Origin of the sequence: Petralouisia muris (assembly GCF_004793545.1) — a bacterium.
Taxonomy (GTDB): domain Bacteria; phylum Bacillota; class Clostridia; order Lachnospirales; family Lachnospiraceae; genus Petralouisia; species Petralouisia muris.
In genome coordinates, this window is record NZ_SRYA01000052.1 from 13,694 (window position 1) to 33,143 (window position 19,450).

Here is a 19,450-nt window from a genome sequence, read left to right on the forward strand (position 1 = left end):
TTTTATTTTACATGAGTATCTCTTTTAATACTTTTATCAATACCATGTTCTCATTATGAGTACGAATTGCAATACGGCAATACTCTGGATCTAAGGCATAAAAGCGAGAACATTCTCTTACTTTTATGCCTTTTTCAAGGAGTCTTTGTCGTATATTTTTATTTGCTGTTTTGAATAACAAGAAATTCCCTTGTGATGGATATACTTCAAGAGGGAATTTTTTCAATTCAGAAAATAGCCATTTCCGTTCTGATGAGAGAATATGATATGTGTTCTGCATATAGGAACTATCCATAAGCGCACATATTCCTGCAAACGGAGCAGGAGTAGATACTGAAAAATCTTGTCCATATAAATGCATACTGGAAAGCAAATTTATATTACCAGAAACACAAAAACCGAGCCGAAAACCTGCCAGAGAATAGGTTTTTGTGAATGCGTCTATTACAATCATATTTTCGCTTAGGGCGGCAAGGTTCTTTAATGTATATTTTTCCCAAACAGGAAGAAATTCTATAAAGCATTCATCTACTACGAGTAAGACATTCTTCTCAATACTTTTTAGTTCCTTTGCTTTTTGTCACTATTATAGGACTATAAAGAATAAATTTGAAGATATTTTACTTGGTTCCACAACAGGCATTCAAAAAAGATAATTTATTCCACAAAATATTTTTGACGAGTAGACAAAAAGTTGAAAAATTCTTTTTATCCTATCCCTGTCAGATGGGAAATCCATCGGAAGAAAGGAGATTTTTTTAATGAACAATTCCATTGAAATCAAAAACTTAAATAAATTTTACGGAAAAAAACAGGCGCTTTATGATGTGAGTCTTTCCATTCATGGGGGTATGTTTGGCCTGCTGGGACGCAATGGAGCAGGCAAGACCACTCTGATGAAAACACTGGCCACCCTGCTGCAAAAGAAAGACGGAGAGATTACTGTGTGCGGCGTTCCCATAGAAAAGGCCAAAGAGATTCGCAAAATCATCGGGTATCTGCCCCAGGAGTTTTCCATGTACCCATCCATGAAGGTGGGGGAAGCGATGGAATATCTGGCAATCCTGTCAGGGCTCAGTGGATCGGAACGAAAAGAACGAATCAACGCACTGTTCAAAAAAGTGAATCTGACAGAGCGCCGGGACAAAAAGGTAAAAGCGCTTTCCGGCGGCATGAAACGCCGTCTTGGAATTGCCCAGGCACTGCTCAACAATCCCAAAGTGCTGATTGTTGACGAACCCACCGCCGGGCTGGATCCAGAGGAACGCGTCCGATTCCGCAATCTGCTGTCTGAGCTTGCAGAGGATAAGATTGTGATTCTGTCTACTCATATTGTTGGGGACATTGAGGCCACCTGCGAGGATATCGCCATCATCAACGAGGGCAACAAGGTTCACATTCGATTTATAGCGGATACTTTGATGCAGGGTGCGAAAGCGTGTGAACCGAATATGGAGGATGCATACATGCTATATCTCCACACCAGCGGCGTTGGTGAGATTTTAGATGAAATAGGAGGTGAGTGGTAATGCTGCTTTTGCAGGAAATCAAAAAGATTGTAAAATCCGTTCCATACTTGATTTTCGTTGCAGCTGTTGTGATCGGGCTGTTCTCTCAGGGGGTATTCCGCTTTCAAGACGCTCTCCTTGAGGAGCCACAGCCGGGCGGCAACTACGGATTTAAATACGAGGAAATCCCCGAAATCATCATGTCAGCTGCACTCCAAGCTCTGTTGGCGGAGTTTGGAGGCAATGACTATATCACCTATCCCATTGGATTCATTAAGCATGTAAAACTCAGTGAAGGTAAGCGGCAAAAAATGGCTGAGATACTCTCTGAAATTACGGGAGCTGACAAGAAACAATTCTGCAGGAAGTAGCCGGGATGACGGCTGGCGGTTCCGACAATTACACCTTTCAAATCGGCGGGGATGGTATGCAGCAGGACGGCAACGGCAGCTTTACCATCGGCTCGGAGGAGAAACAGCAGAACAGTCCTGAAAAAATGGCATTCGCAGTCCGTGATGACATGGACTATGCCCGTTTCAAGGAGCTGATGGGGAAGGCAGACGATCTTCTGGGCGGCAGTTCCAACTATGCGGTGGATTCCCTCATCGGGTACGGAATAGTTCCCCTGACCTATGAAGAGGCAAAAGAACGGTACGACCTTTCAATCAGTTCCGACAAAGTGACCGGCGTGCCAAAATGGAGGCGATGATCTATACAAAGAAAACCTCCGCTGCCAAACTAACGTTGATCCGGTATCTGGCGATTGTGATAGCAGCTATGCTGCCTGTCATATTCCTCTCCTATGCGTCCAATATGGTTATCTGGAGCAGTTATCACGGCATGCAGTTAGATTATCTGGCTCCGCTCAAGTACGATTTCGGCTGGCTGCTGCCCAGCGTAATGATTTCCACAGCTATCGGTATGTTCTTGACGGAACTAACCGGCACACCCATTGCCGTTGCAGTACAGGGGCTTTGGTGGATGTTCGATGTGAATCTGGGAATCAAAACCGTTCCTTCGGGATATGCCCTGTTTCGTCTGGCGCCACGCCACAATGCAGGCCAAAAGTCACTATTCCGTACACAGGACTATCTGGATCGTTTCCCGGATCTTGTGCAGAACAGACTGCTGATGGCGGGAATCGCCCTGGCGCTCATCCTACTCACAATTTTAATCTATGAAGCAAAAAGAAAGGGGAAATTCGGTGGAAATGCAATCTTCAAAAAAGCGGTTTCCATTATTAGAGATCGCAAAAATCAATCTCAGGCATAATGCGCTTTTGTCCATTGCTGTGGCTGTTCTCTTATGCCTTGTCACTCCGTTATTTATCGGCACAGCCAATCTGGATCGAAATTCCGCTGCCATGCCACTGGAGATGTTTGTCTCTTTGATTGGCATTGTACTTCTGATGCCGGTATTTCAGCCGGAACAGAACGATGAGATTGATGACCTGGTATCTTCAAAGTATTGCAGCACAGCAAAGGTTTACCTGATACGAATGGTGTATTCCGTGGGAATTGCCGCCCTGCTGATCTGCGTATTTACGGTATATATGAAGCTGCAAAGCTGTGATGTCATGCCGGTTCTGGCGCTCGGAGCTATTGCAGACGCCCTGTTCTTAGGTTCCATGGGTATGCTGACCTCAGCGCTGACAGGAAATACAGTCATCGGATACATGCCGCCGCTGCTCTACTATGCGCTCAATATCGGCATGGGGCCAAAGCTGGGAAGCTTGTATCTGTTTTCTATGGTCACAGGCAGCTACACAGCAAAGTTATGGCTGTTCGTTGCGGGAATTCTGATGATGGCAGCAGCTTTATTCTATCAAAGGCTCCGTAAACGGATGGCATAAATTATTCGCAGTGAGAATCAGATGATCACTGCCCGTTCAGAAAGAATGAATAATCAAAAGCCCTGGTAATTCACAAATCAATGTGGATATCAGGGCTTTACATATTTTCTATAATGCAATTTTTACAACTGTGACTACTGGAGCAGCTTCACGTTCAAACCAGAGCATTTTTTTGTTTTCTCTTTTGCCTTATACAGACATCGGCAAGCTTAGATCTACTTCAAAACCGCCGTATTCGCTATGCTTTATCAGCATTTTTCCGCTGTGTACAAATATGATTTGTTTGACAATGAGCAGTCCTAAGCCGTGGCGTTGTTCGGTCGTTTTTTCATCGCACACCATATAATGCGGCGTGTTGTTCAATTTTTCAATCTGCTCATCTGTTGCACCAACACCGTCATCGGCAACAACGATTGTACAAACATTATCTTCAGCTACAACACGAATGAAGATATTACAGCCTTGTTCGTTATGATTCATACTGTTTTGAATCAGATTACTTACTGCTCTTTTAATTAAGTCTTTGTCAACATTTGCGGTACAGGAAGTTAATTCTTCATCTGTTTCCCATTCAATCGTGTACTTTTCATCAATATTCATATTGATGAAGTCAACTACTACCTGGCGGACAACGGCAATTAGATTTTGCCTTTCAGGGCTTATCGGCTGCATATTATATTCCAGCTTGGACGCAAGGTTCAAATCGTTAATCAGGTCTCGCATTCGTTTACTTTGCCGTACAATAACCGCCGCTTTTTGGCGGTTATTTTCTGATAGTTGCACATCGCTTTCTAACTGTCCAGCATAGCCCATTACCATTGACAGAGGGGTTCGTATGTCGTGGGACACTCCTGCGATCCAATTTGCTCTTGCGGTTTCTCTTTTGCGGAGCTGCCTGCTTTGAGCTTGCAAAATATCTGATGTTTTGTTGATGTTTACTGCCAGTTCGGATAAAAGACCTTCTTCTCGGATATGGATTTCTTCGTTCGTTGATAAAGCCTGTATTCCGCTGACAATCGGTTTCACGGATTTTAACAGCTTGGAATTTGCAATCACATAGATGATAAAAATTAAGGATATATTGATTGCTAAAACAGAAAGAACCGTTTTGGGTAAGTTGGCGATGAAATTGTAATCCCAACTCGGCCACATATGCTTCCAAAAGCTGTCTTTCGGATAGCCGAGTACCACAAGTCCGTTTTCCGCTTCCCCTGTAAATGTAGGATACCCATCGATATAGCCACGGGTCAAGCTCGCTATATCCGGAGCGGTGTATGCCATAGGCACCGTTTCGGGAAGATTATCCGTCTGCCATACTACTTTCATTGTTGCGTTGTCAATCAATATCGCCCATACATTTGTGTTTTGAAGTTCAAGCGCTGTAGTTTCGGTTAAAACATACTTGTTTTCATTTTTGGACAAATGATCGGCAACTTCCTGTGCCGTTATCCAAGGAGAACTGTTCGGCGTTTGATTCAGCGTATATATTCCCAATAAAGCAAAATTCAGAATAATGAGCAGCAGCGAGGACAAGAGCATAATACCGACAAAACGCCGTATGAGTTTCGGTACGCTTTTCATATCACTTGCCCTCCACAATGAGTTTATACCCAAGCCCTTTCATCGTTATCAGGGAAACAGGTTGAGATGGATTCGCTTCAATTTTTTCTCTGATACGGCGGATATGCGCCATCAGCGAATTTTCATAGCCGAACGGATTATCGCCCCAAGCCGCTTCACACAGGGCGTCAATCGTGACAATTCTCCCGGCGTTCCGATATAAAGCTGCAAGGATGTCATGTTCTTTTGCCGTAAGAGAAATATGTTCTCCGTTCTTTATGACCTCTGCACGCTCAAAATCAATTTCGCTGTCACGCAGTTTTACAAGGGGATTTTCGGCTTTATAGCTTCTGCGGAGAATGGCATTTACACGGAATAAAAGCTCCTTTGGCAAAAACGGCTTTACCATATAATCATCCGCCCCAAGTCCGAAGCCACGGAACTTATCGTCATCCTCGCCACGGGCAGTTAAGAACAGCACAGGATAATCAGCCGTATTTTTAAGTCGCTCCATCAGATCAAACCCATTCCCATCAGGTAGCATTACATCAAGAATTGCAAGTTCAGGTTGATAGGTTTCAGAAACAGTAATAGCTTCGCCCACCGTTTTTGCCGTTTTAATATTTTGAAATCCGTCCTCGTTTAAGATAGACACGACCATATCTAAAAGCTCCTGCTCATCATCGACAAGCAAAATGCGTTTTTGTTTTAAGTAATCAAAGTCCATAAGGGTACCTCCTTTGTGTTTTCTATTATACCATAGAAATGTGTCATTTTCTAATATGCGCTGAAATGTAAAGTAAATGTAAGGACACGAGAAGGTTGGCACAAGGTTGGAAAGATACAATGTACTTACAATGATGCGAAAGGAGCAAAACACAATGAATATCATTGAAACGAATAATTTAACGAAATCATATGCTGATTTTACTGCGGTTTCGGGGATCAATCTGCATATTCCGAAAGGCGCTGTCTATGGTTTTCTCGGTCCGAACGGGGCAGGAAAGTCCACTACCATGAAAATGTTTTTAGGGCTTACCAAACCCACTGGCGGTTCATTTACGATTGACGGGAAGAAGTATCCCGATAACAGAGTGCAGATTCTAAAAGAAATCGGCTCATTTATTGAAGCTCCCGCTTTCTATGGAAATTTAAGCGGTGAAGAAAATCTTGATATTATCCGTAAAATATTGGGACTTCCCAAATCCTCCGTGGCGGAAGCTCTTGAAATCGTGGGACTGACGCAATTTAAGAATCGGCTTGCAAAAAAATATTCTCTTGGAATGAAACAAAGGTTAGGTCTTGCAAGCGCCTTAATCGGAAAGCCGCCGATTCTCATTTTAGACGAACCAACAAACGGACTTGATCCTGTCGGTATCCACGAAATCCGAACGCTGATCCGTTCCTTACCGGAAAAGTTCGATTGCACCGTTTTGGTATCGTCGCACCTGCTGTCCGAAATAGAACTAATGGCTGATACCATCGGTATTTTGAATCACGGTCATCTGCTGTTTGAGGGAACGCTCGACCAGCTTAAATCCGGCGCAGCATCACAGGGCTATCCTACGGATAATTTGGAAGATACATTTCTCGCCCTGATTGACGCTGACAACAAACACAGGGGGACGGTGCGATGAGTGTTTCTTTGGAATGTAAAAAGGTAAAGCGAACAGGTTTTTTACCAGCATTCTTCTGCGGTGGAATATTGGCGGCGGCAGTTCCTATTGTCAATATGGCAGTCCGTTCGGAAATGTATCTTAACCAGCCGGGCAGCCCAATACAAATTCTGCTTGGTGCAAACTGGCAGATGATGACAATGCTGAATGTGCTGCTTGTAGTAGCCGGAGCTTGTCTGCTATATCATACAGAATATGCTGACAACGCTATGCAGAAGATGAAATCTTTACCCATTCGGGAAAGTTCAATTTTCTTTAGCAAAGCAGTTTTGGTGGGTTTTATGAGTCTTTTTGTGCTTGCCACCCAGGCTGGAGCAGTCACATTCTGTTCCTATCGCTGGTTTGAACTCGGAAACGGCTTTTTTGGTGAACTGTGCAAATGTTTCGGGTATTCGTTTTTGTTGATGTTACCCTGCATTATCCTGTCGCTCCTTATTTCGGAAGCCTGTAAAAATATGTGGGTATCCCTTGGAATTGGCGTAGTATGCGTATTTACCGCAACAATGCTGCCGACAACGAACTTTGCTCTTTCCCTCTTTCCCTTTGCACTGCCTTTTCAGATATTTGCGAGTGCAGATATAACGCAGTCAACGCACTATATTTGCGGGGCAATCGCAGAGCTTGCTGTTTGTGGATTGGCGCAACTCATTTTTGTAAAGGTAAGGAGGTCGTTTGAATGAGTTTTTTAACACTTGTCGGCGTGGAGTTCAAAAAGATACGCCGATCTAAAATCCTTTTCATTTTGGCTGTGGCTGCCGCTATTCTTTGGATACCGTCTATTTTAAATGCCAAAATGAATTTTGGTATGCAGGCGGAGGGAATTTCGCCGGAAAACAATTTCTTTATTCAAGGTTTTATGGGAATGGCGTGGTTTATGTTCCCTGCAAGTATGGTAGTGGGAACTGTCCTTTTAAGTCAGACGGAAAGAGCAAACAAGGGCATTTTGAAAATGCTTTCCCTGCCAATCAGTACAGCAAAACTCTGTATGGCTAAGTTTGTTGTCTTACTCACGCTGGCGGCAGTACAAATCTTAATGATGACAGGTGTGTACTACATCAGCGCCGCTATCAGTTCGGGAACACAGGATTATAACTTTATCCTGCCGCCGTTGTTTGTTCTGAAAGAGATCAGCTTAATATTTCTGTCTGCAATACCGATGATTGCATTTTTCTGGATGTTATCGGTTTGTATTCAGACGCCGATTTTTTCAATCGGTATTGGCTTAGCTTCGATAGTACCATCGGTATTGATAATTAATACAAAGGTGTGGTTTGCCTACCCAATGTCGTATCCGTTCTTTGTGATAACAGCAGAATACGGAAAACTTGCAGCAAATCTTGATATGGCGCAGGTCGAACTCATACCGTGGATACCTGTTGCCCTTGCTATTACAATCTTATGTTTAGGCGTTTCCTGCCTTCGTTTCGGGCAGGCTGAAAGGAGATAATTATTATGAGAAACAAAATTTTAACCGCTGTCAGCACCATTATGATTTTTATCCCGTGGACAATTCTTCCGCTTAGGGCTTTTGACTGGGCATTAGAATTGCCTGTCGCTGAAATTATGATTGCTTGCTACGCTGCATTTATGATATTCAGCGGAGTGTTCACCATTATTTCGTATGTCAAAGCAAAAGCTCAAAACAATTTGATGAAAGTTTGTTTGATTATAAATGGTATTTATGCAGTTGGCGGGGTTGCTGCTTTTTGTATGATGGTTTTACCAAAAATTATATAACGAGGTAAACTGTTATGAAGAAAATCAAAAAAATCGTATCTGTTCTTTTAGTTTTGAGTATTATCGGTTGCTTTTCGGGGTGCGGATCTAACCACGATAAAGGCAATTTGAAAGATAATCTTATTGACGGTTGGGATAGATGGATACAGTCTTTCAGCAAACACGCATTGACAAAAGAAAGAAATTTGCAGGGCGAAAAAGACGAAGGCATTGACGCTTATACAGGTACCTATACGGCTGCCTATGACAAATTTAACGGAAAAGAGTTTATTTTCGGCGGAACGGCTTTGAATCGTGAAAATGGAAATCACCTGCAAGTAACCTATAAACTTACCATAGAAGATGGAACTGTTGAGTTAAATTGGATCGCCGGCAACGATGAATATTCGATTGCAAATATCAGTTCGGAAGATACAAAAGAATACACCATTTCGTCAGGTGATAATTATATCGTTCTGAAAGGTGATAATTTCAGCGGAAGCCTTGAACTGACAGTCAAAGATGTGGAAAACTAAGAGGTACAGAAAACTTGTAGTATATGCCGTAATGGGTATCAGCGGTATCTGTATAGGGATATTACTGATACCCACAGGCATTTTCACAATTCTTATTTATTGCATTTACAAGATTATGGATCGGGTTATTCGTTGGTGCGACAAGTACGAAAATCTATAATTCGGTAGAAAGTAAGGCGCTATTTTGAAAAGAATTTTACTTGTAGATGATGACGAAACATTCAGATATGCTTTATCGGAATTGTTGAGCAAAGAATTTGAAGTTTTGAAATCATCCGGCGTTAAAGACGCATTGGAAAAACTGAAAAAAGATTCTGTTGACTTGATTTGTTCTGATTATAATATGCGGGACGGAACAGGCTTAGATTTGCTGCATTCTTGCAGGGAAAGAAATATCTCTGTTCCGTTTATGCTTACGTCCGCTTGCGACAGCAATAATCTCTCAAACAAAGCTGAGTTGTATGGTATAACCTTTTGCGAAAAAGCGGATTGTGAGTTTCTTGATAAAGTCAGAGCTATGATATAGAAAAAATATAGGTTGATAAATCAGAATGGTTTGATTTATGCGTATAGGGATAAAATCAGAATTATTGATTACAGGCGGCTACACAGCAAAGCTGTGGCTGTTCCTTGCAGGACTACTAATGATGGCAGCAGGTTTATTCTATCATAGGCTCCATAAACGGATGGCTAAATAACAAGGACATCAATATACAGTGTTCGCTATGTGTTGGTGTCCTTGTATTATATGTACTAATAAGTGGATTTTATCATCTAAATGGAAATTTAAGATAATTTAGAGGATGCTTAGAGATGAATTTGATAAGATAGGCTTGGAATAATGATTCAGTCTTTACATCAAAAGGAGAACAAAATGAAAAACAGAGTAAAAAAAGTTCTTATGCTGACAGGAATCTTGTGTATTATGGGTATTACGCTTTGTGCCTGTCAAGGGACAAAAGAAGTTTCGGATGAGAATCAGAACCAAGAGGAGATAGGCAGAACAGATTCTAAAGTAAAAGATATCCTAAATGAAGATCAGGAACAGGAAGATCCAAGTGAAACAAATTCTGAAGATGATGCGGCGGATGATACTTTAAATCAAGAATCAAACACGGAAAATACCGATAAAACGAACGGAAGTCAGTCTGAGGCAAAGGGCGGCGAAATTAATACTGCTGCTCCCAACTTGGAAGGAACCATAAAGGAGATTCAGGAAAAACAGCTTACTGTTGTAGAGTCTATTATAGAAGAAAGCGAGAATGGCGGAGATATTATGGTGGGACCGGGAAGCGGTGATGATTCCGAATTCAGTAAGGTTACAGTTACATATGATGATAATACAGTGTTTGTGATTAAAAATATTTATGACGGCGGAGCCAGATCTGAGACTGAAAATGGAACATCATCCGATTTGACCACCGGGCAAATGGTGGAGATATGGGGAACTTCTGCGGCAGACGGCTTGCAGGCAACACAAATCTGCATTGTCAAGGTGGTGTCAGACTGATATAGGTAAATAGGAGATGATATCTTTTCCATCAAATGGATTATGCTAAATTGCAGGATTTTATTAAAATTAGCAGGCAGTCATCCTATGAGGCTGTCTGCTCTATTATTCTTTAGATTTGAGTATGTGTAAAAGGATATCTGAATACTACAACGCAGGATATCATTGATAAGGTTAAGATTTCACGCGGACTTTTATATTATCATTTTAAGAACAAAGAAGATATTCTGTACTGTATTATAAACAGATATTCAGAACCATTACTGAAGCAATTGGAATCCTTGGCATATGATGCGGCAAAAAGCGCTCCTGAGAAAATTAAAGTATTTGTTTCTCTGACTCTTGTTCCGGATAAAGATATTACAGTTGAAAATTCCGTTCTCCAGGAAGCGGTTAATCTGGAGGAAAATCGTTATATGCTGGATCGTTTTTATCACAGCGGCTGGGATATTCACATTATTGGCCTTCTTAAGCGGCTATAACGTAATGACGGCTCTTGCACTTGCAAAATTGGGGCAAGCGCATCTGATTCCGGTCTATATGGTGTCTGTATCCAGCTTTATTATACTTGTATTTACTGTGTTGCGATCAAATGGCATACTTTTTGGCAACAGGGATTATGAGATGCTTTCTTCCCTGCCAGTCCAGGCGAAGGAAATCATCAGCAGCAAATTTGGGTTTCTTTATCTGTTGAATTTCTTAATGGGGATTCTCTTTATACTCCCAGCGGGGATTGTATGGCAGATTTACGATTCGCATCATTTGATATTCTTTTTCATGTACTTATTGTCTGCCGTTTTTGTGCCTTTTGTTCCTATGTGCATGGCTTCTTTGATTGGAGTCCTGATTACTGCCGTATCCTCTAAATTCCGTAGGAAAAACATCTTTTCGCTTATCTTTTCATTTGCGATTTTAGGAGGTTTGCTGGGAATTGGGATTTACAGTATGCAGACTGGCTCTTCTGGAGAAAATTTGGGAGTCATCCTTATGGAACAGGTCAGCAGCCTGTATCCCTTATCGACATGGTTCTATTATACGGATTCCATTTCATTGGTTGGGAATGTTGGGTTCTGGTTCTTATCGGTTTTGGTTTTCTTTATATTTGTAAAAATTGTTGAGCGCCGTTATGCGACTGAATTCTTACGTTCTGCAATGTCATGCTGCATCCGCTGGAGGAAAAACCAGCCTCAAGAAACATTCTGTATTTTCAGCTATGTATCTAAAAGAGATAGGACGTTATTTCAGTTCCTACCTTTGGGTACTGAATACAGGTCTGGGTGTTGTTCTTCTTTGTGTAGTTAGTTTGGCTTTGTGTGTGATATCTCCCGAAATGTTAGGGAAATATACGGGGATTGAAGATGTGGATTCATTTTTAGGGCAGTTTGCCCCTTTAATCATTGCAGCGATGCTTTCAATCAGCTGTCCGGCAGCTTCTGCAATCTCATTGGAGGGGAAGAATTTATGGATATTGCAGAGCGTACCACTATCAAACAAGACATTTTTAAAAAGCAAAATAGCCCTTACCTTGACGATTCATTCCATTGGCTATATGTTGTCTGTCGCTGTGTTTCTGATACGATTCCAGTTCAATGCCATTCAGGCGTTAACGCTTCTGGTCGTACCAGTGTGTTATTCGATTTTTACAGCGGTACAAGGGACTTACATAAACTGTCGTTTCCCTAAATTTGATTGGGACAATGAGATGGTAGTGGTAAAGCAAAGCATATCTGTTATTCTATCTGGTGCAATTGGAATGATATGCATCGCTGTACCGGAATTGCTCCACTGGTTTTTGGATGTTTCGTTTATAAAGGCATTGTGGGGGATGGCGGCTATCCTTATAGTTTTGTCTGTTATTCTCTATTTCAAAGTATGTAGCAAAAAAATTATTTAAGCAGGAGGACGTTAACTATGAAAAAAAGTATTTTCAAAGATGTGATTGTGTTTTTGGTTATGTTGGCAATCGTGGCGGTTGTATGCTGGTTTCTTCCTGATAGTATTCCATTTCATTTCAATGAACAGGGAGAGGCAGATTTGGTTGTAAATAAGTGGTTTCTTCTTCTGGGAACGGTGATACCATACTCCGCTTATATCCAGTTTTTTCGTAAAAGAAAGGGTGGCAAATGAGTGAGAGATATACATATCTGACATTCTCAAAGAAACTGAGATATCGTATTTTGCGTGGGTATTATAAGCCAGGAGAAATGCTGCCCTCCATTCGGACTCTGGCAAAGCAAGAAAATTATAATCCTGCAACCGTTCGACGGTCACTTGAACCGTTAATACTGGATGGTTTGATTACCTGTAAGGGTACATTTGGATTTCAAGTAAAGGATGATTCTGCGCTTATTGAGAATGAACGCAGAAAGGAAGCGCATATTGCCCTGAATCAGTTGATTTCAGGACTCGCGGCATTGGGATTATCAAAACAGGATATTTTGCCCCTTATCCATAAATGCTGTGGGGAGTGCCAAAGCGAAAAGTAGAGTGGGGATATGAAACGGTATTGCCGGTTTTGGATGATACATATAAAGTCAAAAAACCAATGACGCGGAGCCGGTGGTGTTCCGGTAAATCCATAGCTGCTTCCTTGTATATTTCAGGTATCTGAAGTATAATAGAAAAGGGAGGGATGGAAATGGATTATCTCACTGCTGCAGAGATTGCAGACAAATGGAAAGTGTCCAGCCGGATGGTTGCTTATTATTGTAAGTCCGGAAGGATAGAAGGCGCTGTAAAAAAAGGAAAGACCTGGTTTGTTCCGGCTGATTCCCCAAAACCTCTGGATAAGCGTTATTCAAGAGATACTATCAAAGCGAAGGAAGATCGGATAGTTGGAGACACACTTGCTGCAGATGCCGCGGAATCGGCGGTTCATCATACGAAAGATATTTTTGAGCATTTGGGTATTACCCGTGAAACCCTGCGGTATTATGAGAAAATCGGACTCATCAAGCCGAAAAGAGGGCAGTATAGCAGATACCGTGAATTTGACCTGTTTGACATGTCCCGCCTGATGGCGATTGATTTCTATAAGAAACGGGGCTTTTCACCGGTTGCCATCAAAGGGATGCTCGAAGCGGAACAGGAAGAATATGCCATAAAACTTCAGCAGCAGTCAGACAGCCTGCAGGAGCAGATTGACCGGCTTTCCCAGATGCAGAAGCGTTTGAAGGAGACACAGCGATTCTATGAGGAATTTTCGGAGAATATCGGTAAGATTGAGATCCGGGAGCTGCCGCCATATTATGTAGCGGAGCGATTTCCTTCTGTAGCGTCCTTTGGGGAGTACAGGGATAAAGTGTTGCGGTTTCTCAACGTAGAAAACGAGGATATTCTTTCAAGCTTGGTCCGGACACTTACTTTTGATGAAACAGGTTACAAAGGCTCTGAAATGTATGTAGTAAAGCCCGCCGGAAAAGCAGAACATGAGAAGCAGAATGTTTATCTGGAGTGCGGGAAATGCCTGCATACTACACTGCTTGCGGACAACAATGACACTTCGGTTCCAGAAAGGATGTTTTCTCTTTGTCATGCATGGGCAAAAGAAAATCAGGCAGCATTTCGCGGTATGGCGTATATCTTTGTCCGTATGGCCATGCTGAATGACGATGTGGATCAACACATTTACGAAGTTTGGGTTCCTTTGGAATAGGATTAAAAATATATTGCACTTCCCTCTTGACTTGGGGGTTCCCACCGACCTTACAGTATTATTTGCAAGGCCGGTGTTCTTTTCTTCGGCCATATGGAGCAGAAAGGAGAAAAGAATGCGGTTGCTAATTATCAATGCATTGCCCAAGGAGCACCCTGCGGCGGAAAAAGCAATCTGTTGCCTTACAGAAAAGGCATCGGAGTGTATAACATTCTATACGGAAGATATGAGGATAATGCCTTGTATTGGGTGCAATGCCTGCTGGTTAAAAACACCTGGTATTTGCGCTGTCAAAGACGATTACGAACAAATTCTGAAGGCTTACCTGCAATATGATGTTACCTTATTCATTTCTGATACTGCGCTGGGATTCGTTGACTATAAAATGAAACATGTCATAGACAGGATACTGCCTATGGCGACCATGTATACCAGAATCGAAAACGGGCAGACACGCCATGTCCCCCGCTATAATAAAGAATTTCGATTCGGGCTTTTGTATGCAGGTAAGGGAAACCAGGATTATTTGTCATACTGGATGAGCCGTTTTTGCCTGAACTTTCATGGAATCAGTCTGGGTGCAGTTTCCATTGAAGCGTGGGAGGAGGTGTGCGCATGCATTTCGTGATAATCAGCGGCGCCGCCCGTACTCAGTCTCAGAGCAACACAGCGAAGATTATCGCAGCCTTTTGCGAGGGCTTGCATAACGGTGGGAACACATCGGAGATTTGGTATCTCTCAGACCGAAAACAGTGGAAAAGTGCAATGACAGCTTTTGAAGAAAATGAGAATATTCTGTTTGCCTTGCCGCTTTATGTGGAGAATGTGCCGGGGATCACGCTGGAGTTTTTAGCTGGTCTATCTGCAAAGGAACGACCGGGAACCCGGATTTCTTTTCTTCTGCAGGGAGGATTTCCGGAAATATCGCAGGGGAGATGCTGCGAGGAATTCTTAAAGACGCTGCCGGCGCAGCTGGGATGTGGGTATGGCGGGACGTTTATCAAAGGAGATATGTTCGGTCTCAGTTTGTTAGGGAAGAAAATGAAGGCAAAGCCGTTTTGTGAGAATGAACTACAAGAGACGCAGGAGGAAACGAGATGATACAAATTCGGAAGTATGATAAGGGTTTAGGAGGACGAGATGGTTTCAAGTAAGAACTTAAACAGAATAGAGCGCAAATCAATTCTGTTATTTCTGTTTTATTCTTTCCTCATCGCATGGGGAACAGAAGTTGTATTGATTCTGCTGTATCATTTTCAGCTGATTCGTGGAAGCGCCGCACAGATATTGCATTTTGCTGTTATCGGCTTTGGCGCAGGTATGGCTCCGGCATATGCAGCATTTATCATTGAGAGAAAATATAGCCGTGCTACTGTGAAAGGCTTTATCAAAAAGGTCTTTCAAACTGAAAACTGGGGAAAAAGCATAGCTGTTCTTATTCTCTTTGCACTGGTGCAGTTTCTCGCCTGTATTTTGCAGGAAGAATACTCGGGCAATCCGTGGTATATGTTTATCCTCTTTATGCCGATGATGATTTTGGGCGGTGGCTTGGAAGAGATTGGATGGCAAGGTGTTTTTCAACCTTTGCTACAAAAGAGATTTTCCTTTCTGATTGCTGCTTTGATTGAGGGAGTCATATGGAGTATATGGGTTTCTGTGCTGCTTCATGCATGGTCCAATGCCGTTTTAGGAGGGATGTATACCCTAACTTCTTTGTGTGGTTTTCCGAGTCTGAAAACCTGGATTGTCAGTCTGACACAGATAATAGTGATTATGCTTGTATTGCTTGTTTTTTTCGGAAAAGATCTGAGTAGCAGAGTTTACAGCGGGCTCTTCGGCGTCTGGAACGTCTGGGCTTTACAATCAAAGATGAATGTATAGAAAGAGCCATTTCCTATGTGAGCGATTGCCCTTCCGGGAAAAGAGAAATCCCGGACCGGCGGGAAAAACTTGTAGACTGGGATGTGTTTACTTCTCGGATGCTATCCACATGGATCAGACGGTTTACAAAGGATGTCCCGATAGCCAATCAGGTTGCTGATCAGTGGGTTGATGTGATCTCTCAAGCCTTTCATCATGGCGCATATAATCATGAAGATTATATTGCCACTTATCAGGATGTTTTTGGAGGAAAGGTCAGAGGCACCAGACTAATTAAGTTTGTGAGCTTCTACACAATATCGCTTATGCAGGGGTGTCTGGATAAGGGAGTAGAGGAAGTTCTGATGGATTATGTGTTGAATCTGGAAGATGGAATCTATTACATATATGAGGAGCGGCTTACTGTATTACCGCCGGTTTTTGCAAGTAAACAGGCCAGCCACTACCTTGCAGCTATTGAACTGCTTGCCAAATACAGACACGCAGCGTATAAGCTTCAGTTTGTCGTGGACTGGTTAAACGGGCTGAAAAATGAAAACGGAAAGTGGGATATGGGAAAATCTGCAAATGATAAAGTGTATCTCCCGCTTTCTGATAATTGGAGAAAACAGGAAACCCGTGAGACAGATTGTACGGAGCGGATCATGTGCTTGCTTTCTGAATTATCCAGAGACGGATCAACGTTAGAGAAGTACTATGGTAAAAGGAGAAGGACACCGTGAAAATAGAATGGATCCATTGCCCAGTTTGCGGAAACAAAACACGTACTAAGTTAAGGAAAGACACAATACTGAAAAGTTTTCCATTGTTTTGCCCGAAGTGTAGAAAGGAAAGTTTAATTGACGCAAGGGATTTAAAATTGAAATAATTAAAGAGCCAGACGCATAGACGCAGAGCCGACAATCTTGTGAGAATGTTTCACAGACTGTCGGCTCGCGTTTTATTTAGAGGAAAGGAGGAGAGTGTAGGTAATGCTTTGACTCTGAAATACGATTGAAAATGGAGGGATGCTTATAGAAGAAATCTGAAAATCCTCTTCTCCTTATTGCATATCTGGACATCCCAAGTATGCAGTTTTTACAACTGAATAATTGGCAGCCTGTTCAGAAAGCTTGAATAATTAAACATGACGCTCAGCGTAGAACTGGGCGTCATGTTCTTGATATTGATTGATGCTATTTGGTTTCTGTAGACAGTATTTAAGCTTGATTATAAATATGCTTTGTAGTTATTACGTACAAAGAGAGCCATAGTATGCTATGAATAATAAGAGCTGCTATTTCCGTTCCCAAGTCTGCATTCCCTTCCAAAATGCCCATCAGTCCATAGAACGTTGCACTGGATGGAAGCACATACGATATCGTATAGAGAATGCTTCCTGACGGGATTATGAGATAAAAGAAAATAGGAGGAGCAAGAAACATTATCATCACGATTTTTATGTATGCGATTCCGACCATTAGACCACCCGCAAATCGAGCAATGAGCAAACCAGTCAGGGAAGCGATAAAAGCTGATAAGCTGATTAGGAGGATTGTGGGAAGTATCTGTATGGCAGAGAGGCGTATACAGACGAAAGCTGTAATTATGGTTGAGAGGATTCCACCTAAAAAGCCTATTGCTATTTTTTGTTTTATATATTGTGTCCTTGACATGGGGAGGATTTCATTGATGTAAACAATACCGTCCTCTTTTTCACTCAGTATATTCATGGCATTAAATGTGCAGCCCATAAACATAGCAGTGACCATTGTGATAACAACCAACAGAGTTTTTAGAAAGTCATTGCCGCTCTCTGATGGGATTAGAACCTGCCTGTATTCAGTAGCAGCGTTTCGTTGCGTATAAAGTTGTGGAAGGACATCGGCAATCACTGCATACATCTGCATTTCATCGCCCGACCGGAAAACCTGAATCTCCGTTCCGTCACTCATTACACCAACTGTTTGTGTGGATGGATCTATGATTGCAGCTCTTAAAGCCTCTGTGTCTTTATAGACTGCCACGGTCCCATTCTCATACAGCCATGCGATTGTCTCTTCTGATAAATCGTCTTTTACTATGCCAAAGGAAGGTTCGGCAGCAGATGAAAAGTCCATATCCCCCAGCAGATTAATTGCCAGGCCGACAATAATTGGCAGCAGGAATGTCAGGATACATAGTTTGTCGTGTCGTATTGCTTTAAATTGAAGTTTTAAACCTGTCCAATTCATCTATATTCACCCCTCTCTTTTCATTTCGCTGTTAAGTCCATGTCTGGCTAATAAGAACAGCAGGACTATGGACAACAGGCAGATTGCATAATAAAGGACATTTGTAGTTGGGGTTTGAAAATACGCGTTTTTCATAGCCGTAAATAAATGGTACATTGGATGGAATTTAATCCAGTCCATCACTATTCCGGTCTGTCCGGCTAGGAATACAGGAGTAGTGATAAAGACTGCCAGAACCAAATATAATAGTGAAAACTGTTTGAAATCTGGCAGTGTAATTGCACAAAAGAATCCAAACGAAGCCATAATCAATGACAGGATTCCAGCCTGGAGGAGTACAGCCGGCAGTACAGCCATACTTGCTGCAGCGCCAAGATTGCATAGGGTGAGAATGGCAGAAAAAAATAAATCAGCAAATAGGATTAGTATGAGTTTTGATAAGGTAAAAGCACTTTTCCCAACTGGAAGAATTGCATGTACCCGGATAACACCCATTTGTTTTTCCTTGAACAGCATGGCGGCTAATCCTAAAAAGCCGACTGCAGAAAGTTCAAAAAAAAGAAATTCGGCAGTAATTTCCCTGCGGCTTTTCATATCTTTGGTGTTGGTTCCAATTATTAGAGCTTCCTTGGCGCTTCCGGAAGATAGTTTTGAAACTGCATAGGAATGGCGAAGGTTGTCAATTTTGCTAATACCACAGGATGTCATCATTATTTTCGCTGTCCCATCTGAAAGATCAATCCCTATAGAATATCCGTCCTCACAGGCATTTTGCAATTCTTTCAGGCTGCTGACAGGAATAAGGCTGTCTGGAACATTATCTTGTGTTTGTTCCGGGTCGTACAGGTATACCGGAAATATCTCCTGATCCAGCTTTACATAGACAAAATTGATATAACAGGTATACAGAATCAGGGATCCGATTGCCAAAAGAAAGAATTTGCTGGATACCATCAAGCGGAAATCTTTCTTCAAAAGTGCAAAAAAGCTGCCGCACATTAGTCAAGCCCCCTTCCTGTGTATTGTATAAAAATATCCTCCAGCGTTGGTTCCTGGGAATGAATGCTGATGATTTCATCATATTGGAATGGCAGACCGGCTTTCAGTTCCGGAGATTCGATGGAACAATTTTTCCTCTCTCCTTGAAACAGATATTCTACTGCTATGCGGTGATTACTGTTTTGCTCTTTTAAATTTTTGGGTGTGTCCAACGCAACAATAGTGCCATTTGAAATAAACGCCACTCGGTCACATAATAAGTCAGCGTCAACCATGTTGTGGGTTGTTATCAGCTCTGACGCTTAAAAAAATTAATTAAAAAACCTCCCATTTTATGGGAAGAT

The 19,450-nt window shown here is 42.1% G+C and carries 27 protein-coding genes and 2 pseudogenes; 23 read left to right on the forward strand and 6 right to left on the reverse strand.

What is annotated here, in order from left to right; genetic code table 11:
• Positions 1-7: 7 nt before the first annotated feature.
• Complete coding sequence (locus tag E5329_RS20185; protein WP_135991164.1) at positions 8-556, reverse strand: aminotransferase class I/II-fold pyridoxal phosphate-dependent enzyme; 549 nt, start codon at positions 554-556, stop codon at positions 8-10.
• Between the two features lie 205 nt (positions 557-761).
• Between E5329_RS20185 and E5329_RS20190 the strand changes: the two genes are divergently transcribed.
• From E5329_RS20190 to E5329_RS20210, 5 genes are read left to right on the forward strand one after another with little or no spacing between them, the layout of a single operon-like run.
• Positions 762-1,529: an ABC transporter ATP-binding protein gene (locus E5329_RS20190; protein WP_135991165.1), complete on the forward strand. Its 768-nt coding sequence runs from the start codon at positions 762-764 to the stop codon at positions 1,527-1,529.
• Positions 1,529-1,879, forward strand: a complete 351-nt coding sequence (locus tag E5329_RS20195) for a hypothetical protein (protein ID WP_135991166.1) — start codon at positions 1,529-1,531, stop codon at positions 1,877-1,879. The genes E5329_RS20190 and E5329_RS20195 overlap by 1 nt, the downstream gene beginning before the upstream one ends.
• Positions 1,880-1,884: 5 nt before the next feature.
• The gene (locus tag E5329_RS20200; RefSeq protein ID WP_135991167.1) at positions 1,885-2,217 is read left to right on the forward strand and encodes a hypothetical protein; all 333 of its coding nucleotides are present in this window, start codon (positions 1,885-1,887) and stop codon (positions 2,215-2,217) included.
• A complete protein-coding gene (locus E5329_RS20205) occupies positions 2,214-2,780 on the forward strand; it encodes a hypothetical protein (protein ID WP_135991168.1) in 567 nt (188 codons plus the stop codon). The genes E5329_RS20200 and E5329_RS20205 overlap by 4 nt, the downstream gene beginning before the upstream one ends.
• Positions 2,719-3,360 (forward strand): hypothetical protein, encoded by a 642-nt coding sequence (locus E5329_RS20210; protein WP_135991169.1) that lies wholly within the window; start codon positions 2,719-2,721, stop codon positions 3,358-3,360. Before E5329_RS20205 ends, E5329_RS20210 begins: the two co-directional genes overlap by 62 nt.
• A gap of 189 nt (positions 3,361-3,549) precedes the next feature.
• Here E5329_RS20210 and E5329_RS20215 read toward each other — a convergent pair whose 3' ends face one another.
• Together E5329_RS20215 and E5329_RS20220 are read right to left on the reverse strand one after the other, a co-directional pair.
• Positions 3,550-4,941, reverse strand: coding sequence for a sensor histidine kinase (locus E5329_RS20215; RefSeq protein WP_135991170.1), 1,392 nt, complete (start codon positions 4,939-4,941; stop codon positions 3,550-3,552).
• A 1-nt stretch (position 4,942) separates the two neighbouring features.
• Positions 4,943-5,647 (reverse strand): response regulator transcription factor, encoded by a 705-nt coding sequence (locus tag E5329_RS20220; RefSeq protein ID WP_135991171.1) that lies wholly within the window; start codon positions 5,645-5,647, stop codon positions 4,943-4,945.
• Between the two features lie 154 nt (positions 5,648-5,801).
• On the opposite strand from E5329_RS20220, the gene E5329_RS20225 reads away from it, so the two are divergent.
• The 18 genes and pseudogenes from E5329_RS20225 (at position 5,802) to E5329_RS20305 (ending at position 16,762) form a co-directional block, all read left to right on the forward strand.
• The gene (locus tag E5329_RS20225; protein ID WP_135991172.1) at positions 5,802-6,557 is read left to right on the forward strand and encodes an ABC transporter ATP-binding protein; all 756 of its coding nucleotides are present in this window, start codon (positions 5,802-5,804) and stop codon (positions 6,555-6,557) included.
• Positions 6,554-7,276: an ABC transporter permease gene (locus E5329_RS20230; RefSeq protein ID WP_135991173.1), complete on the forward strand. Its 723-nt coding sequence runs from the start codon at positions 6,554-6,556 to the stop codon at positions 7,274-7,276. The genes E5329_RS20225 and E5329_RS20230 overlap by 4 nt, the downstream gene beginning before the upstream one ends.
• Complete coding sequence (locus E5329_RS20235) at positions 7,273-8,043, forward strand: ABC transporter permease (protein WP_135991174.1); 771 nt, start codon at positions 7,273-7,275, stop codon at positions 8,041-8,043. The genes E5329_RS20230 and E5329_RS20235 overlap by 4 nt, the downstream gene beginning before the upstream one ends.
• Before the next feature lie 5 nt (positions 8,044-8,048).
• Positions 8,049-8,333: a hypothetical protein gene (locus tag E5329_RS20240; RefSeq protein ID WP_135991175.1), complete on the forward strand. Its 285-nt coding sequence runs from the start codon at positions 8,049-8,051 to the stop codon at positions 8,331-8,333.
• 14 nt (positions 8,334-8,347) lie between these two features.
• A complete protein-coding gene (locus E5329_RS20245; protein ID WP_135991176.1) occupies positions 8,348-8,848 on the forward strand; it encodes a hypothetical protein in 501 nt (166 codons plus the stop codon).
• A gap of 184 nt (positions 8,849-9,032) precedes the next feature.
• The gene (locus E5329_RS20250) at positions 9,033-9,374 is read left to right on the forward strand and encodes a response regulator (protein WP_168356702.1); all 342 of its coding nucleotides are present in this window, start codon (positions 9,033-9,035) and stop codon (positions 9,372-9,374) included.
• A gap of 348 nt (positions 9,375-9,722) precedes the next feature.
• Complete coding sequence (locus tag E5329_RS20255; RefSeq protein ID WP_135991178.1) at positions 9,723-10,358, forward strand: DUF5666 domain-containing protein; 636 nt, start codon at positions 9,723-9,725, stop codon at positions 10,356-10,358.
• Between the two features lie 140 nt (positions 10,359-10,498).
• A pseudogene (locus E5329_RS32255) lies at positions 10,499-10,576 on the forward strand (helix-turn-helix domain-containing protein); the annotation flags it as partial.
• A 63-nt stretch (positions 10,577-10,639) separates the two neighbouring features.
• Positions 10,640-10,840 (forward strand): hypothetical protein, encoded by a 201-nt coding sequence (locus tag E5329_RS30870; RefSeq protein WP_275443525.1) that lies wholly within the window; start codon positions 10,640-10,642, stop codon positions 10,838-10,840.
• 644 nt (positions 10,841-11,484) lie between these two features.
• A complete protein-coding gene (locus E5329_RS20265) occupies positions 11,485-12,252 on the forward strand; it encodes a hypothetical protein (protein ID WP_135991180.1) in 768 nt (255 codons plus the stop codon).
• Positions 12,253-12,269: 17 nt separating this feature from the next.
• A complete protein-coding gene (locus tag E5329_RS20270; RefSeq protein ID WP_135991181.1) occupies positions 12,270-12,485 on the forward strand; it encodes a DUF1648 domain-containing protein in 216 nt (71 codons plus the stop codon).
• On the forward strand, positions 12,482-12,844 hold the full coding sequence (locus tag E5329_RS20275) for a GntR family transcriptional regulator (protein WP_135991182.1): 363 nt from the start codon (positions 12,482-12,484) through the stop codon (positions 12,842-12,844). Before E5329_RS20270 ends, E5329_RS20275 begins: the two co-directional genes overlap by 4 nt.
• A 152-nt stretch (positions 12,845-12,996) precedes the next feature.
• On the forward strand, positions 12,997-14,013 hold the full coding sequence (locus E5329_RS20280) for a MerR family transcriptional regulator (RefSeq protein ID WP_135991183.1): 1,017 nt from the start codon (positions 12,997-12,999) through the stop codon (positions 14,011-14,013).
• Between the two features lie 115 nt (positions 14,014-14,128).
• Entirely contained in the window at positions 14,129-14,641 is a 513-nt protein-coding gene (locus tag E5329_RS20285; protein WP_135991184.1) for a flavodoxin family protein, read from the forward strand.
• A complete protein-coding gene (locus tag E5329_RS20290; protein WP_135991185.1) occupies positions 14,629-15,114 on the forward strand; it encodes a hypothetical protein in 486 nt (161 codons plus the stop codon). The genes E5329_RS20285 and E5329_RS20290 overlap by 13 nt, the downstream gene beginning before the upstream one ends.
• Positions 15,115-15,249: 135 nt before the next feature.
• Entirely contained in the window at positions 15,250-15,894 is a 645-nt protein-coding gene (locus E5329_RS20295; RefSeq protein ID WP_275443526.1) for a hypothetical protein, read from the forward strand.
• Between the two features lie 17 nt (positions 15,895-15,911).
• Positions 15,912-16,616, forward strand: coding sequence for a hypothetical protein (locus E5329_RS20300; protein ID WP_135991187.1), 705 nt, complete (start codon positions 15,912-15,914; stop codon positions 16,614-16,616).
• On the forward strand, positions 16,613-16,762 hold the full coding sequence (locus tag E5329_RS20305) for a cysteine-rich KTR domain-containing protein (protein WP_135991188.1): 150 nt from the start codon (positions 16,613-16,615) through the stop codon (positions 16,760-16,762). The genes E5329_RS20300 and E5329_RS20305 overlap by 4 nt, the downstream gene beginning before the upstream one ends.
• Before the next feature lie 331 nt (positions 16,763-17,093).
• On the opposite strand, the gene E5329_RS20310 is transcribed toward E5329_RS20305, so the two are convergent.
• The 3 genes and pseudogenes from E5329_RS20310 to E5329_RS20320 form a co-directional block, all read right to left on the reverse strand.
• Complete coding sequence (locus tag E5329_RS20310; RefSeq protein ID WP_135991189.1) at positions 17,094-18,107, reverse strand: ABC transporter permease; 1,014 nt, start codon at positions 18,105-18,107, stop codon at positions 17,094-17,096.
• Positions 18,108-18,113: 6 nt separating this feature from the next.
• A complete protein-coding gene (locus E5329_RS20315) occupies positions 18,114-18,884 on the reverse strand; it encodes an ABC transporter permease (RefSeq protein WP_330572266.1) in 771 nt (256 codons plus the stop codon).
• Between the two features lie 221 nt (positions 18,885-19,105).
• Positions 19,106-19,396: pseudogene (locus E5329_RS20320) on the reverse strand (ABC transporter ATP-binding protein); the annotation flags it as partial.
• Positions 19,397-19,450 lie beyond the last annotated feature (54 nt).